This window comes from Vibrio sp. HENC-03 (assembly GCF_000305755.2).
Lineage (GTDB): Bacteria > Pseudomonadota > Gammaproteobacteria > Enterobacterales > Vibrionaceae > Vibrio > Vibrio owensii.
Genome location: NZ_JH976079.1, coordinates 51,749 through 68,582, shown reverse-complemented (window position 1 = coordinate 68,582; position 16,834 = coordinate 51,749). Strand labels below are relative to the sequence as shown.

The 16,834-nt window shown below is 43.9% G+C and carries 14 protein-coding genes; 2 read left to right on the top strand and 12 right to left on the bottom strand.

Annotated features, from left to right (window positions below; all coding sequences use genetic code 11):
• Positions 1-149: 149 nt before the first annotated feature.
• The 4 genes from VCHENC03_RS18095 to VCHENC03_RS18110 form a co-directional block, all read right to left on the bottom strand.
• A complete protein-coding gene (locus tag VCHENC03_RS18095) occupies positions 150-683 on the bottom strand; it encodes a hypothetical protein (RefSeq protein WP_005441327.1) in 534 nt (177 codons plus the stop codon).
• Positions 677-1,063 (bottom strand): MAPEG family protein, encoded by a 387-nt coding sequence (locus tag VCHENC03_RS18100; protein WP_009705272.1) that lies wholly within the window; start codon positions 1,061-1,063, stop codon positions 677-679. The genes VCHENC03_RS18095 and VCHENC03_RS18100 overlap by 7 nt, the downstream gene beginning before the upstream one ends.
• Positions 1,064-1,168: 105 nt before the next feature.
• Positions 1,169-2,074: an EamA family transporter RarD gene (gene rarD / locus VCHENC03_RS18105; protein WP_009705271.1), complete on the bottom strand. Its 906-nt coding sequence runs from the start codon at positions 2,072-2,074 to the stop codon at positions 1,169-1,171.
• Between the two features lie 82 nt (positions 2,075-2,156).
• Complete coding sequence (locus VCHENC03_RS18110; protein ID WP_009705270.1) at positions 2,157-2,879, bottom strand: sulfite exporter TauE/SafE family protein; 723 nt, start codon at positions 2,877-2,879, stop codon at positions 2,157-2,159.
• Between the two features lie 353 nt (positions 2,880-3,232).
• Between VCHENC03_RS18110 and VCHENC03_RS18115 the strand changes: the two genes are divergently transcribed.
• Positions 3,233-3,781, top strand: coding sequence for a type II secretion system protein (locus tag VCHENC03_RS18115; RefSeq protein WP_009705269.1), 549 nt, complete (start codon positions 3,233-3,235; stop codon positions 3,779-3,781).
• A 44-nt stretch (positions 3,782-3,825) separates the two neighbouring features.
• Here the strand turns inward: VCHENC03_RS18115 and VCHENC03_RS18120 are convergent, their stop codons facing one another.
• The 3 genes from VCHENC03_RS18120 to VCHENC03_RS18130 form a co-directional block, all read right to left on the bottom strand.
• Positions 3,826-4,806 (bottom strand): chemotaxis protein, encoded by a 981-nt coding sequence (locus tag VCHENC03_RS18120; RefSeq protein WP_009705268.1) that lies wholly within the window; start codon positions 4,804-4,806, stop codon positions 3,826-3,828.
• Positions 4,807-5,067: 261 nt separating this feature from the next.
• Entirely contained in the window at positions 5,068-5,790 is a 723-nt protein-coding gene (locus tag VCHENC03_RS18125; RefSeq protein ID WP_009705267.1) for a nitroreductase family protein, read from the bottom strand.
• Between the two features lie 100 nt (positions 5,791-5,890).
• Entirely contained in the window at positions 5,891-7,810 is a 1,920-nt protein-coding gene (locus tag VCHENC03_RS18130; protein ID WP_009705266.1) for a HAMP domain-containing methyl-accepting chemotaxis protein, read from the bottom strand.
• Between the two features lie 366 nt (positions 7,811-8,176).
• On the opposite strand from VCHENC03_RS18130, the gene VCHENC03_RS18135 reads away from it, so the two are divergent.
• Entirely contained in the window at positions 8,177-8,785 is a 609-nt protein-coding gene (locus VCHENC03_RS18135; protein ID WP_009705265.1) for a response regulator transcription factor, read from the top strand.
• Positions 8,786-8,806: 21 nt separating this feature from the next.
• Here VCHENC03_RS18135 and VCHENC03_RS18140 read toward each other — a convergent pair whose 3' ends face one another.
• The 5 genes from VCHENC03_RS18140 to VCHENC03_RS18160 all read right to left on the bottom strand — a co-directional run bounded on the left by VCHENC03_RS18140 (position 8,807) and on the right by VCHENC03_RS18160 (position 16,677).
• Positions 8,807-9,694, bottom strand: coding sequence for a LysR family transcriptional regulator (locus VCHENC03_RS18140; RefSeq protein WP_009705264.1), 888 nt, complete (start codon positions 9,692-9,694; stop codon positions 8,807-8,809).
• A gap of 208 nt (positions 9,695-9,902) precedes the next feature.
• The gene (locus VCHENC03_RS18145) at positions 9,903-11,264 is read right to left on the bottom strand and encodes a GGDEF domain-containing protein (RefSeq protein ID WP_009705263.1); all 1,362 of its coding nucleotides are present in this window, start codon (positions 11,262-11,264) and stop codon (positions 9,903-9,905) included.
• Between the two features lie 11 nt (positions 11,265-11,275).
• A complete protein-coding gene (locus tag VCHENC03_RS18150) occupies positions 11,276-11,875 on the bottom strand; it encodes a response regulator transcription factor (protein WP_032802371.1) in 600 nt (199 codons plus the stop codon).
• Positions 11,876-11,879: 4 nt separating this feature from the next.
• A complete protein-coding gene (locus tag VCHENC03_RS18155) occupies positions 11,880-13,034 on the bottom strand; it encodes an EAL domain-containing response regulator (RefSeq protein ID WP_009705261.1) in 1,155 nt (384 codons plus the stop codon).
• A complete protein-coding gene (locus VCHENC03_RS18160) occupies positions 13,027-16,677 on the bottom strand; it encodes an ATP-binding protein (protein ID WP_009705260.1) in 3,651 nt (1,216 codons plus the stop codon). Before VCHENC03_RS18160 ends, VCHENC03_RS18155 begins: the two co-directional genes overlap by 8 nt.
• Positions 16,678-16,834: the final 157 nt, after the last annotated feature.

Below are 16,834 nucleotides of genomic sequence, written 5' to 3'. Positions count from 1 at the left end.
CATTAGGCATGCCAACTTTCTGATGCAGTCAAACCGATTGTTATTTAACCATTTGCACTTAATTTGAACGAATAATCACTCTTGCGAGATAAAATCATATGCATATTGCAAACAGTCTTTTGCAAATGGCAAACAAGTTACATCGGCCATTAAGGTTTACGAGCAAGGTCTCGCGCTAAAATCAAAGCTAAGCCAAAAACTTGCAAAAACAGTCCAATGCTTTTGTACCATGCGATCTTTTCTTCCAAACTCGACATAACTTCAGTTACCTCAAGGTTTTCTAGGTAGTAACTGTCGATGCGGTTTCGATAGTTAGTTTGAGCTTGATTGATTTCAGACATAAGGTTGGGCAGTTGGGTGATCTCAATGGCGCTAACCTTATCACCCGTCCATGCAGAAAGGTGTCCTTGTAGGACTTGATTCATCTCTTCAGACACCGCTTCGCTTTGCGACAAATGGAGATGCAGTAGCAACACTTCTCGCTTTCTCTCAAGCGTTTCTACACTGTTCCACGCCAATTGAATGGAGTACAAGTTGTCGGCCTTTTGATCGGCCAACAAACTGGTTTCTTTTCCTAGTTTATCGAGCACCACGCTCGTCAGTACGATCGCCGCGATATTTAGCACCAATCCGATAAGAACCAGTAGCCACGCTGGCGGTAAGTAAGTCGCGTTTTTTACCATAAATTACCGTAAGGTAAGTAGATTAAGTTCAGCACCACTAAACCAATCATAGTAAAGAAGGTGAACTTCATCCCAGTCACGCGCCCTTTTAAGTCTTCACCTAATATTCCGCGCGCATGAATAATGCGTCCAATGACGAATGCAACACCAGCAAGATGAATCAGCCAAACCGATGCACCGTTGTATTCGACGAGAGCCATTAGAATCAGAGTAATAGGAATGTATTCACTTGCGTTGCTTTGGGCACTTCGGGCGATTTGAAGCGCTTCAACGCCGCCGTCAGCGTAGGCGATTTTGTTGCTTCGACGTTGTTTGATGACTTGAAAAGCAAGCCAGATGAGCAGTAAAGCGAGAATGGATGCGTAGAGAGCGGTGATCATAAATCTTCCTTCTTTAGATATTGCGATAGCATTCTAATAACGAAAACTAAGGGCTAACTATATATTAAATATAAGCTAGCCCTATGAATCTAAAGAAGGAATTGGCTAAATTGAGTGGTCAGCAAGCTTTTTTCTTTTTGATAGCTTAGCGATGCCCTCGAAGATCGTGAACAAAAGACCCACCCAAATAAAGGCAAAAGTCACCGCTTTAACGCTGTCGAACATCTCACCAAAGAACACAACAGCCAGTACAAACTGCAAGCTTGGCTCAATGTACTGCATCAACCCCACCGTCGATAAATTGGTGATGCGAATCGCAATCGAATAGAAGATCAGCGGCAAAAGTGTCACAGGCGCACTACCCAAGTAGAGCATAAAGGTGCTCGTATCGATGGTAGAGGCCAACTCGCCCACTGTGACTTGTTTTGCGAATAAGTAAGCGAGTGCAATTGGCGTCAGCACTACCGCCTCGATAAACAGCGTCGTACTCCAATCAAAGTTAATCTTCTTCTTAAACAAACCATAAAGAGAGAAGAATATCCCCATTGTGAGAGCGACCAACGGTAATTGACCGTACTGGATAACTTGATATAACACACCAATGGTCGCCAGAAGAATCGCAATAAACTGCCCTTTTGAAAGCTTATCGCCCAACACAAACACGCCGAGTGCAACGGAGATTAATGGGCCAATAAAGAAACCCAAGCTCGCATCAATGACGCGGTTGTTTGTTAACGCCCAAGTGAATGCCACCCAAGAAATACACATTAAGCTACTGGCAACAAACGTATACCAAAGCGATTTTTTATCCTGCCAGATCGCAGACCATTTTGGCATATGACGCGTAATCGACAGAACGAGAACAAACCCTACAGGCACTGAACCAATAATACGCAGCGCAAGCAGTTCATCCATCGATGCGTTTGGTAAAAAGCGATAGTAAATTGGCAACAGTCCCCAAATGACGAAGGACAATGCAGCCATAAAGTTGCCGTAACGATTGCTGTTCATAACTAACTCGACAAATAAAAAGTGACGCGATTCTATAGAGCAAAGTGCTTTTGTAAAGCGAATTTGAAACGATGACTTAACTTTACAGTGCTAAGCCTTGAACCACGGCGGTAATACCACTAACAACACACAGCGTAAGTGCGCCAAAGCGAATCTTTTCTTTCGGCAATGACTGTGTCGTTTTGATTGCTAACCAATAACCAAATGCAGCAGCTGGCAGCAATGGCAACGTGATCACCAAATGATGAAGATTAAAGAAGCCAACGGGTATCTGAACTATCAAAGAGATAATAGAGCTAAATACGAAGAATGCAGACAGGTTACCACGTAACTGATTCGCTTCTTGATGTTGCAATAGCAAAGCCATCGGTGGACCACCAATCGCAGAACTGGTACCAAACAGACCAGAAAAGAAACCTGCGAACGTCATGCGTCCTGGTGTTGGCTCAATACGGAATGGAAGTACGCTCACTGCTACGGCAAATAGTACGAGAAAACCGATCCAAAGAGTGAGTGCTTCAGTGGAAACAAAGAACAACAACGCCCCACCGGCTAGCGAGCCTGGCACACGACCAATCAAAGCCATTTTTAGGCCACCAATTTCAACACTGCTGCGGTGCTTCATTGCGTTCATTAATGAAATAAACAGAGCAACCAAGCAGATTGGTGCGGGTACATACTCAGGAGCCCAAAGAATCAGTAATGGCGCAGCCACAATAGCGAGGCCAAAACCAATGGCGGTTTGAACATAAGAGCCAAGAAAAATCAGCCCCATTGCAAGCAAATTAGTTGAATCGAAATCCATCGACATGATCTTATATTTTAATTAATTATTAGAGAGCTAATTGAATACACACCACCTATCAATACCTCACTCTCACCCCGCGTAGGATTCACCAAAGCCATTAAAAACACAATCAAAATGTTTCAATATCTGAGTTCTTAAGTCTCACATTTTACGACTTACAAAATCAGTGGTGCCCTGTCATAACATTTATAAAACGAATGCTATCAAGAACAAAAATATGGAACTATAATCACACTCCATTTAGAGTGAATTCACCAATAAAATTCACCAAAGATGAACTTTAGTAGTCTATAGCACCATAAAATACAAAAATATTAGACTATCGTATCAACCTAACTTAAAGATGGTTTATGAAAAGAAAATCAGGTTTTACTTTAATTGAGCTTGTTGTTGTTATCGTAATTCTCGGAATCCTTGCTGTCACTGCCGCGCCACGCTTTTTAAACATTCAAGACGATGCTCGCGAAGCTCGTTTAGAAGGTATGAAAGGTGCAATCGCTTCAGGTCTAGGAATTGGATATGGGAAAATGGCGACTGCCGGTCTAGAACATTTACCTTATGTATCGAATTACAACTCTTATAAGGTTTCGGATAGCTATACAATTCCAAAACAGGACTTACCATTCGACGGATGTAACGTGGGTGGGAGCAACAACTGTGTGTTCCTCTATGGCTATCCAGATGCAGACAACGATAGTTTGCCTCTTCTTATTCAGAGTCTAGAGAGCTCAAATTCGGACTGGGAAATCTTGCGTCATCCTAAAGACGATAATCGCAGAGAAATTGTCATCATTGCGAAAGATGATCCTAAGGGAAGCCTAACCGAATGTGGGGTTTTATATGGTCCACCAAGAAGCAAGTCAGATAACTACAAGCTCGAAGTTCTTCCTTGCCCATAGTAAAAAGGCTGCCAATCGGCAGCCTTTTTTATATTTGTAGAAAGTTACGCGAAACTAAACACGTGCTTATCCATCATGTTCACCATACGGCCAATCTCTGGCTTCGTGATGGTGTCATTCGCACCAAGAGATAACGCTTTCGCACGGTTGTCTTCACTCATCAAAGAGGAGAACATCACGATTGGTGTTTGGCTGTAGGCTTCCGTATCACGTAGTCGTTTCACTAAGTGCATACCATCCATACGAGGCATTTCTACGTCGGTAACAACGGCATCAAGCAACTCACGAATTGGCAAGTTTTCTTCTTTCGCTACGTCGATCAAGCTCATCAGTTTTTCATACGCTTCGCCACCATCTTTACAGGTGATCACGTTATACCCCGCAGAAGCCAATGTATCTTGAATCAATGAACGAATAAACGCAGAGTCATCCACAACCATGATGGTTTTTGCGTTACGCTTACCGACCATACGTTGGTTTAGATCAACCGACTTATCGCCCGTCACATCGTACTTTTCCATACTCAGTTCTGGGTTGATGTCTGCAATGATCTTCTCGAAGTCTAAGATCATGATCAGATTGCCATCTTTACGAACTACCGCAACAACGCAGTCTTGCTCACCCGCTTCTAAGAATTGGCTTGGAGATTCAACGTCGTTCCAAGAAATACGGTGGATACGCGAAATACTGTCGATCAAGAAGCCATTCGTCATCTTGTTGAAGTCAGTAACAATAACAAACTTACGCTCAAGATCACGACGCGTAGGAACACCAAGCCAACCAGCAAGGTCAACCAATGGCGTTAACACTTCACGCGACGAGAATACGCCGATCATATGAGGTTGTGCATTCGGATAATCAGTAGTCTCCGGCACGCGAATCACTTCACGCACTTTAGCGACGTTAATACCGTAATAACATGTTTTTGTGCTGCCATCTGGCAATTGTTTTTCTAGATGGAACTCAATGATTTCAAGCTCATTGGTGCCACTTTCAGTCAGAATAGTACTGGTTACGTTACTCATAAACCCAATTATCCAAAATACGCATCAAGAAAAGGCTTGATGCAATGCCACAGAGAATCACTTCACAGGCGTAAAAATCCAAGAGTCCTTTTGTAGTCTTTGAGACAGAATTTGTAAATAATCAAAAGGATGCTGACCGCACACTTCTATATCAAATGATGAAATTTCGTCTCATTTTTGAACAAAATCCAGCCATGAGTGCGATATAGAAAAGACGTCTGTTTAGATAGCGGCAGCAAATAGAGAAAGTTTAGCGATTTATTAGTGTGTTTTAATAACCGACTCATTCGAAACTCGGTGACGCTCACCGTATACGCCTTCTTCCGTTCGAACACCGCAGCTAACCACCATGGTGATTTGGTCACTGTCACGTAAGCCAAGCAAAGCTTTGACACGCTTCGAATCAAATCCTTCCATCGGGCAAGTGTCATAGCCCTTCTCTCTCATGGCATACATAAAGGTCATGGCAGCAAGAGAAACGCTTTTGTGCAAGCATACGCGAACATCCGCTTTACTCACCTCACGCACCATAGGTTTATTACGCCCTAACCACCAGCTGTAGAGCTTACGAACGACTCCACGAACACCAATTGCATCGTTGTTATAAACCATCGGGATGAGTTTTTCGTAGTACTTTAGAGCGCGCTTGGCCGCAGCGTCGTCACGGCCTTCAAAAGCTTGGCGCACAGTCTCTGCGTTGCGCTTTGCGCGCTCTTTCCAGTTATGAGTCGTGGCAACAAACACCACCAATTCGTTGGCTGTCTTAGCGGCGTTTTGTCCCATACAAAGCTCAGCAAGTGCTGCTTTTTTATCTTCTGAGATCACACGATGGAATTCCCACATCTGCATGTTGCTGCTGTTAGGACTTAATGTGGTTAGCTCAAGGGCCTTGGCAACATCATCATGGTTAAACTCAGCGCTCGCGTCGTACTTTCTGACTGAACGGCGAGATTGAACAATAGATTCAAAAGAAGGTTGGTTCATAACGGACTCAAAAGATAGGAAAAACGCGATCTTACCGATTCACACCTCACCTGCAAGCGCAAATACAAAGCCAGACACAAAATCGTGTCTGGCCGTCTTATTATTGAAGTTTGAAAAAACGTATTTGGTCTGAAAGGTTAATCGACATTCTTGCCAATTCGTCGGCGGCCTGATTGCTGTCTTGAATCATGTTAACCGTCTGATCGACTTGGTCTCTTACCGATACGACACTTTGGTTGATCATTTCCGCTGTCGTACTCTGCTCTTCTGTTGCCGCTGCAATTTGTGTGTTCAGAGCGTTCGTTTGTTCAATATTGGTAGAGATACTAATAAAGGCATCGTTCGCAGAAGCAGATTGATGAACCGTCTGCTCAAGCATCTGCTGCCCCGCATCAATGGAATCCACCACTTGGGTCGTGTTCTGCTGCAACGTATGAATTCGATCGCCAATTTTTTCTACTGCTTTTTGGGTTTCTTGAGCCAACTGACGCACTTCATCCGCAACGACTGCAAATCCACGTCCTTGGTCACCAGCCCTTGCTGCCTCAATCGCTGCGTTTAAAGCAAGTAAGTTGGTTTGCTCTGCGATGGTTTGAATGACTTGAGTGATGTCTGCGACTTCGGCTGTACCATTGGACAATGTCGCGACTTTCTGGCTCATTGTGCCCATTTGACTTGCTAGCCCGCCGACTTGCTCAGTCGCACTTTGCATGACAACTTGCCCCTGTTCAGACACCTCCGATGCCACTTCGGCTTCACGAGACGCACCATTCGCATTTTGTGCAACTTCAGCGATGGCTACCGTCATCTCGTTAACTGCTGTCGCGACTTGGTCAGTTTCCATTTGTTGCGATTGCGCATTGCTTAATATCTCAGAGTTTACCGCTGATAATTCTTCCGAAGCGGAAGCAAGAAGATCACTGCATGAAATGACTTCAGACACGGTTTTATACAACTGTTCTTCCATGTGATGTAGAGCATCAAGCATTTCTGCTACCTCATCGCTCCCCTTCACTTGTTGTTGCTCTGCAGAGATCTCTCCGCGGCTCAGCTTCTCAGCCACTTGCTTTGCGAACAAGACATTGTTGGTAATATCGCGAGATATAAACACGCACAGCAAAGACAAAGCTGGAAGTCCGATGAACAGCGCTAATGCTACGTTAATCGTCGCTTCTTCAGTGCTCTGTTGTATCTCTTCTTTTAGTACGTTCTGGTCATTGACGGCGTCTGTTTTAATACCGTTGATCTGTTCTGAAATATCAAAACCAATCTCTTTTAACACGTCCCATCGAGCATTTCTTTCTCGAATTAACACAGCCACCTGAGACAAGGAACTAGCAAAGCTGTCGGTTAATGCATTTAACTGCTCTTGATTAACATAACCAAGTTGCGTCAAATACAATTTCCACTCGTCGAGCTTTGATTCAAACTGCTGATAGTCTCGCTCATTATTGGTCAATAGGTATTCTGTCGCTTCTTGTGTTAGCGCTTTAAACACCAAGGTGGCATCAGCAAGCTCTGCACGATATTGCGTTACATCGGTCGCTTCAGAAAGACGTTTTTCTAACTTTGATTCCACTTGCTTTTGAAAAGAGACAAGTTCGGCAACCTTTAGATCTCGCTCTTTCATTAAGCGAGAAACGTCATTTAGATTATCCATGTAGCGAACTAATTCAGAAGTCACCTTTTCAAATCGAGTTTTACGCTCTGGATCGAAGGCATTTTCAGCCTGCTTTTGGGCTTCTTGATGGGCGAATTTTAACGCTTCCATAGATTGAGAGAAAAATTGTGGATCGCGATTCGTCCGATACGTCAATGCATTGGTTCGAGCGGTCAAAAGGTTAGTTTCGATTTCGGTTGCTTCAAACGCAGTGGTATTGATGGTTTGAAAATGAATAAAATTATTGTTGATGTGTTTGGTGGTAACAATACCAACCGCGGTGATTGCAAATAGCACCAAAATAACGGCACTTAAAATCAGGTAAAACTTATGTTTTATTTTTTTAATCTTGTTTAGCATTCCGCCTAACTCCGTGAGAACAGCAAGAATGAAATACTAAAAACCCACGGATTTAGGTGCAAACTGGCCAATCAAAGCGAAACAACCTATCTAATTGTTATCATTGATTTTATTTCAGAATGTCAGCTTTTTCCGACGAGAAACAAAGATTGATACGTCAATGTAAGACCGTCATTCTTTCACGTGCTATCTAACTGATTCTATTATTTTTAGCGTGACACTTTCTCATATGCGAGACACGCCTTTTCAAATAATGAAATTGTCATTTTCACCCACTCCTCACGGATTTTTCCTACAATCCTACCTCGTTAAATAAGTGCTGAAAGGAAGCGGCAAGTAAATTGAAATATAAGGTGAGGCACAAATATGAATAACGTTCTTATTATCGACGACCAACCGTTATATAGCGAAGCACTCGCTTCTCTTGTTCAAACCGCTTTCCAATCTGTTAACGTCGTGGAGTCAACAGACAGCGCTGAAGTTATGGAAATCATTCGTAACCAACCTGTAGATTTGGTTATTTTAGACGTCGTGCTAGGTGATCGAGACGGCATGCGCTTGGCTAAGAACATATTAGCGACAGGCTACCAAGGCAAAATCTTGTTTATTTCTTCTCGTGATTATTCAAGTTTGTCTAAAGCCGCATTTGAAATGGGAGCACACGGCTTTCTAAATAAGAATGAAGCGAAAGCCACCATTATGGATGCCATCGTCAGTGTGACTCGTGGATATTCGATGTTTAAAGCGACGCATAACCAGTCATCGGGTAACGTCACTTTATCTAATCGTGAAGCAATGGTGTTCCACTATCTTGCCCAAGGTTACTCAAATAAGAAGATCTCTGAGCAACTGTCACTGAGTGCTAAGACCATCAGTACATACAAAACTCGAATCTTGAAGAAGTATCATGCTGAGTCTGTCGTAGAACTTCTCAACACCCTTCCTCAAGAAGAGTGTGGCAGTCTCTGTTGTTAGTTTCGCTTTCAAGCAGTCAGGTTAAGTAATTACGTATCTCGCGATAGCATCAGTTAATAACTGGTGCATCGAGTTGTAGCGATGAGTTTGCTTCATTTGTACCACCACTTTTGGACGCCCTTCAGGATAGAAGGTTTCAGGTACCGGAATAAAATGAAAACCATCAATCGGTTTTTGATACTCCAGCAAAATTGTCGCTGCGGCCCTTGTTCTGATCACCTTGAGTAAGCTGGTGATATTCCCGATAGTCGCAACTCGGTCAATATTCAATCCGCCCTGCTCAAGCGCTCGCTTGGTGACTTGCTCCCTATCCTTCCAACCTGCGAGCTCAAGCAAAATGAACTTAAGCTCACACGCTTTTTCTAGATCGGTAATACCCAGTTCTTCAGGCACGACAATAACGGCTGGCGCGTAACCGATAAATTGCTGATGAATGGATTTTGGGTATTCTTCATTAAAATAGTGCAGTTGCATGTCTACTTTGTCTTCAAGAATATCGTCAATCGTATTGTCGGTGCTGCTTGCCACATTAATGTAGGCATTAGGAAACAAATCCATTAAGTCACCTAAAAGCAAATGACCAAAAGATTGTTGCGCAGATTGCGGTAAGCAGATGGTGATGCTCTTGTCATAAGACAGAGGATCAAACTCTCGCCTCACAAGACAAGACTCAAGCTGGTCGAGGGCACCTGTGATTTCTGGTAGCTTTCGTTTCAAATAGTCTGTCGGTTCAAAGTGATGAGCGTGACGAATGAAAAGCTCATCTTCCAGTTGTGTTCGCAAACGGGTGAGATATTTACTGATAGATGCTTCGCTTTTGCCCAGCGCTTTCGCAACAGGCTTAAGTTGGCGATGTCGTTCTAGCAGCACCAGTATTTTGAGGAGGTTTAGGTCTAGATCTTTATTCACAGCGCGGTTACCAAATAGAATCAAAGATTAAAATTGTGATTTTTATAATTACCTTCAGCCAAATACAAAGAAAGCAGCCTTTGCATAGGCTGCTTTACTATAGAAGACCAAAGTCACGTTTTGGTCAAGTTTATCAAACTCTTATATCGTCGCTTACTGACATTTAAGTCATTTACTGTAATTTGCAGACATAAGACACTGTCTCAAATTAGCATCGCTCGCGCTTACACTCGTACAAATCCTCGTCAGCGCGCATGATGACATCGTTCAACGTCTCGTGCTCGGTGCTCATGGCGATACCAGTACTTACGCTAACGTCGATATCTAAGCTCTTTAAACGGTTCTCCTTCACCACTGAACGCAGTTTCTTGGCCAGCATTAGCGACTTGCTCTCGCTGCAATCAGGAAGAATCGCGATAAACTCATCACCACCTGTCCGAATCAAATAATCCGTCGCTCTAAAGACTTTTTTCATCGCATCCGCAATTATCGAGATAACCTCGTCACCAACATGGTGGCCGTATTTATCGTTGATACGTTTTACTCTATCGCCATCAATCGCAATGACAGTGAAAGTGGTCATCTTGATCTTGTTCTTGAATGCCTGCTCTTTAAAGACCTTGCGATTAAACAACCCGGTGAGCTCGTCTTTGGTTGCATCGCTAATGGCATTTGCTAGCTGAATCTTACTCTCTCTAGATTCCTGCGCTTTGGAGTAATAACCAAATATCACTGCGAACATAATCAGGTACAAGAACCCAAAATCGATCAGTATTTTACTAAACGGATACTTATAAACGATTAGGTTATTGTTATCCGCAACGTAGGTCTGCGTGTAAGCAAAATCTGGCCACGGGTAATGCGGAAAATAGACCACAACGTGCTTGTTGCCATTATTAATGTCTACCGTGAGTGCTTTACCCTCCGCTCTCAAAGAATCAAGAAATATCTGTTCCCCAAACTCTCCAACAATCTGTCCTTGGTAATACACAGGGCTAATGACACTGAATGCCCTACTGTCCGAATAAGTGGTTTTAAACGGCTGTGAAATCAAAATCCGATCGGCTAATTGATCTTTCCATGCCGCCAAAACGCACGAGTTAGTCTCTTTACACCAATCAACATCAAATGGTGCTGCTAAGTTCTCGAGCTCTTCGATTGGATTTTCAAGAATAAACTTGTTAGCGGTATAGGAACGAAAGTAAAGCACCACGTCAATTCGTTCATAAACGTTTGATAGGTAGCCTTCGGCTTCATGTAAGACTTTACGCGCGACAGATTCCACATAATCTAGTTCACTTCCCGCTTCAAGCGCATAAACTGCATCTTGGAAGCTAAACTCCGTAAGCTCTCCAATTTCCTTTGCCGTTTTCCCCTCGTAACGAGCTAATTCAGATTCCATGAGCAGACCAAGCAAGGTTACCTTCTGCTTGGTCTTAGAAATTCCCTGAGTGTAGATCTTAAATTGTTTCACCTCATGAGAGATCAGCATTGCGCCAATCATGGTCATTGAGGTTGTAAACAAAAGCGTAGCAAAGAAAAAAGACAAATAGATGTTTTTTAAATTCATCCTTTCTCCTGTTAAGTGCTCACAACTTTTGCCAGTTCAACGATGTTTTTTACGTTGAACTTATCCAGAACGCGTCTCTTGTAGGTGCTAACGGTCTTGTCGCTGATAGACAGGACATCCGCGATATCTCGGTTACTCTTCCCTTGCAGTAGTAACTTCATGACGGCGCTTTCGCGGCTGGATAACGTTGGCACATTTCGATGTTCTTCTACCGTTTGTTTGAATTTGAAGAACGAGTACCCTTTCGCTACGGCTTCTATCGCATCTTTCAAAATTTCATGGTTTTCGGACTTACATACATAACCATCAGCGCCCGAGCGAAACGCCATTTGACTATACATGTGGCTGGTCTCAGCAGAGAAGAAGATGACCTTGCCACTGAAACCGTGAGATTTAATACGCTTATAAAAATCGTACCCATCACAGTCCGCGAGATTCACATCCAAAATGAGCAGACCGATATCCGATTCTTTCAGTGTTTTTAGTGCGTCTTTTGAGCTTGTTGCCGTCATAACTTCATTTGCAATGCCTAGGCTTTCGACCAAGGATTTAATAGCAATGCAAACCAGTGGGTGATCATCAAAGATCAAGCAGTTCATTTTATTCATCATTCTTTTAATTCAATATCGTTATTGCTTCTAATGGCATAGGTTTATCGATGTAATAGCCTTGGCACACATCAACGGTATATTGGCGCATGGCCTCTAGCGTCACCTCGTCTTCCACCCCCTCTGCGACGACGCTAATGTTTAAGCTTTTTGCTAGTGCGCATATCGCTAACACTATGTTTTTCTTTTTCGGGTCATGAACTAACCCTTGAACGAATGAACGGTCGATTTTCAGCTCGTTGAAAGGCAGTTGAGCAAGCTTTTCTAACGAGGATGATCCGGTACCGAAATCATCAATACTGATCGTCACTCCATTCATTCGAAATTTAAGTAGGTTCTTATAGAGCGCTGGACTGGTTTGAAAAGTGTCTCGCTCTGTAATCTCTATCGTAAATCTATCTGGGCTGATGCCATGCTCCTGACAACGAGCGATAAATTGGTTCGCAAATTCCGTATCTTCTAGGTTGTCATGATCGACATTTAACGACACATGTTGCTTGAGCCCGCGATTATTCATGTCGTATAACGCGTTGCTAAACACTGCATCAAATAACTCTGCTGATAAGTGACAACGTTCCACGATCGAAAGGAAATTATGCGGAGCGAGCACGCCGTAAATCGGATGAAACCAACGAGCAAGCGCCTCATAACCGATAATCTCGCCGGAGTTGGCATCTGCTAAAGGTTGGTAATAGTTTTTGACTTTACCCTCAGCCAATGCGAACAAAAACTCTTGGTCCTGAACGCAGATATCTTGTTGGAAATGTGTATTTTTAGCCGGCTCAAGCCCCGACCTTCTTAGCATTTCGACTACTTGGCTTTCATCGTAAGGTTTAAGTAACTTATCCAGAACTTCAAAACTGAACGTCTCACACATGGCGCGTACAGCCGTGACGATTGTCAGTTCCATCGCACTGACCAGCACGACTTTGCCGCGATAACCAATCTGGTTAAGCATTTCCATCATGTCGATGCCATCTTTGTTTGGCATTTGCAGATCACAAAAGATAATGTCGATATTCGTCGACTTTGCGTGTGCGATGGCTTTATCGACGTCATCGAATGAAGCGACGTCTACGTCGTGACGCAGCAACATTTGCTTTAACAGCGTAATTTGCAGTGGATGGTCATCAATCACCATCGCGTTAAGTGGTTTATTCATGAGCTTTTATCCAATGTTCTGCGAGGTTGATTTCTTGTTCGATTCGGTCGATCAGGCCAGTGACATGTGATTCAAAGTCGGCGTCGCTCGCCTGCTCTGCTTCGACACACAGTTCGGCTAAAATGCTAACGCCAATGGCACCGAGCGCTCCTTTAATGCCGTGGATAATGCGTTTTTTCTCTAACTTGCTTTCAGCTTGTTTTAAGTTGGAAACGTCTTGTGTCATCGAACTCTTAAACACATTCGCAATCTCATGCGCATCTTGCTTTCTGAACTTCTCGATCCACTCAGGCCATTTCGCCTCTTTTTCTTGACCAAGATAAGGCAGCAGCTTCGACTTGAGTTTTTCTAAGTCATACGGCTTGTATAAGATGTCATCAATCCCGATGTTTTTGGCTCGCTCATTGGCTAAGCGAGAATCCTCTGCTGTCACGCCAATTACAGGGATCGAAGCGTGCTCTGGTGTTGCTTTAAGCTTCTTCACTAGCTCAAAGCCATCCATCTCTGGCATATGGAAATCGGTCAGCACTAAGATCACTTGATCGTCTCGGTTTACATATTGCCAAGCTTCTAGTCCGTTACTGACGATCACAGGCTCGATGCCAAGCTCTCGCAGTTGCATCGTAATTACGCTTTGGTTAATCGGGTTATCTTCTGCAACCAAAACCGAACCGTGCTTCCAATAAACATCACTGAGTTTTTTAGTTTGCTTGGGCTTCAATGAACAATCTTGTGTTAACAGCGCCAAAAGTGTGTCGGGGTACTTAGCGTCTGAAGGAGAAAGCTCACATTCGCGGTTCTCCCCACACACCAAATTGAGACCTTGGAATTTGCCTTGAGATGAAAACTTACCCGCCAAGCATGGCGCTACATCCGTAGACTCCATTCCCCAAACTAGACACCAATCACGCACATTCGCAGGTAAGGTTGGTGAGAAGGTATAACGAATGGCCACTTGCGGTTCGGCTTCGCAGAAAATCACGGGTAGCTTCACCACCATTGTCGTGCCTAATCCGAATTGGGAATCGATGCAGAGATCCCCGCCCATGCATTCCACAAGACGGTCAACAATGCTCAAACCCAGCCCAGTACCACCGTACTTACGTGTGATCGTGTCATCGGCTTGCACGAACGGTTGAAGAATGCCATCAAGCTGTGTCTCCGTCATGCCTATGCCTGTGTCTGCAATCTTCAGGATCAACTGCCCTTCATTCATCGCAACGCTGACGCTGATTTCACCATCGGTGGTAAATTTCACCGCGTTAGACAGTAAGTTTGTGGTGATCTGAACCAAACGCACGGCATCAACTTTCAACCAAGGGTTCACAAACGGTTTGAAAGTCACACGGTAATCCAAACCTTTGCTTACGGCCTTTGGCTCGAAGCTACGCACAACATCACTGAGTGTGGTCACCACATTGGTTTTGGTCGGCGTGACCTTTAATTGACCCGCTTCAAGCTTGGAGTAATCAAGAACCTCATCCACCAGTAGGTTCAAGTGATTAAGAGAACGCATCGCTTGGGTGATGAGTTCTTTACTAGACTCGCGATTAGTCTGACGGGTCAACAAGTCCAGCAAACCGTGTGCCGCAGATAATGGAGTTCTCAGTTCGTGGCTCATCGTCGCCAAAAAGTTTTCTCGCGCTCGAACCGCTGTTTGTGCCTTTTCTTGGGCATCAATGAGCGCAAACTCTCGCTCTTTCTGCTCGGTGATGTCTTGTAAAACGGTTAGAACGAACTTCTTCTTGCTGCTCGGTGAAAGAATGGATTTACGCTCTCGATAAACATGTTGAATACCGAGCTTACAAGCATTAGATGCCGTCGTATCCGAGATACGTTTTCCTGCAATCACTTGGCGCAATTCGCGTACGTTGTCCACCAGCGGTTTTGCCCCTTTTCGGCTTTGAATCGTACAGCCTTTGCAGCGATTATTGCGGTACAAAGAACAGTTGCTCATCTGGATCTGATTGTCTTCACCGTGAATAAAGACAATGCTGTTGATCTCTTGGATTATCTCCATCAGCCACTGTTTTTCTTTTTCTTCGTTGGTCGCGTTGAGCTCCGCCAGATTCACTTTTAACTTAAGATGAGCCAGAACGAAGTAAACAATGGCAAGCAAGATGACGAACACCACCGCGACAAACAGCACGATGGTAAAGATATGCTCTTCGTCGTATCCATAGACCAAGTTGAAGTTACGATATGTACGGTTGAGTTTGTCTATCTCTTTGGCATCGATCGTGTCGATGATGCTATCGAGGATCTTCTTTAACTTGGTGTTGTGGTTTGCTACGGCAAAAGCAATAGAAAGCGTAAGGACGTCTTTTTCACTGATAAGCAGCCCATCGATGTTATCTTGCGCAATCATGCTATGAACGATGTCGTCCGGGACATAGGCGACATCGATCTCCCCTGATTTCAAATCGCTCAGCAATTGCTTTAAATCGTCATAGCGAGTGAAGCGCTCTTCTTTCCACGAATCTAGATTCACCAACCCCTGCTTCTTTAGGCTCATTAATATGCCCGATTTCGCATCGTGAGGCGGATGACTGTCGACATCGAGCGCTTCAATCGCGACAAAGTTGTTGTGCATAAAAGGTTTGGTGATAAGCCAGTCTGAAGAACGCGCATGATCTACATAGGCGACAGGAACAATGTCGGCGCTAAATGCAGTTAAACCACTGTTTAAGCTGCTGCTAGGTTTTAAGTATTCAAACTTTAGTCCCGTCCTAGATTGAATGAGGTCAATAAAATCCGGTAGGAAACCATCTAGACGCCCAGTGTGCGCATTTCTGAACAGAAACGGGAACGCCTCTTCGCTACTGCTGTAAGTGATGGTCTCTTTGTTCTTGAGATCACGGCGATATTCCACCAGCAACTTGTCGTTGACGTGATAAGGATTTTTCGATGCAACAGAGCGAATGTTTTTACCATTGCGCTCCCAACTTAGAATGCGGTCGATTCTATCGACAAGCGCTTGGTTTTCCTTAGAGGTAATAAAGCTCACATCCTCCTCGTTTAACCAACTTGGGATATCAACCGAGCCATTCACAATGTCGTTCTGATCTAGATATTGGTTGATCGCGACATAGGTTGAGATCAGCGCATTTGCACGGCCAGTTCTCACCTCTTCAAATGCTTTAGCGCGTGTTTGAACTTCGCGAACTTTGGTTGCTCCCATGTCTTTCAGGAACTCACAATATACGGTTCCTACCACGCATACCCATTGCAGTTCTCGAGGGTCGCGTTTGTAGTAACTGTTTTCGCGATACCAAACAGCGACGGTGCTAGAGAAGAAAGGCTCAGAGAAAATGAATCGGGCTTCACGCTCAGGGGTTTTACTAAAACCAACGGCCCCGTCAATCTTGCCACTTTCAATATCATTGAGGATATCGGGAATGTTGTCATAAGAGCGCAGAACAAGCTTGAGATTGAGAACCTTCGCAATGTTCGTGAGGTACTCTAGGTTAATACCATAGAAGGCGTTCACCTTGATGCCGGCGTTAGGGTCATCGGACATTTGTGCGATCACGCCAACCACAACGGCATCAGTTGGTTCTTCCGCAGCGAGAGAATAGTTTGAAGACGCAATTCCGATGAATGCGGCAAAAAATACAACGGTTTTTCTTAGAATGCTGAACATAACGACTTCCACAACTTGGGAGGTCAGACTAATTTGCACAGCTTAAATGTCAAACTTCGACAGTTTGAGAAATGTTTTTATATCACTGTTATTAAAAGACTTTATTCAATTTCGTCAGGACATTCTTACAAAATTATCCACCTTGGACTACAACACA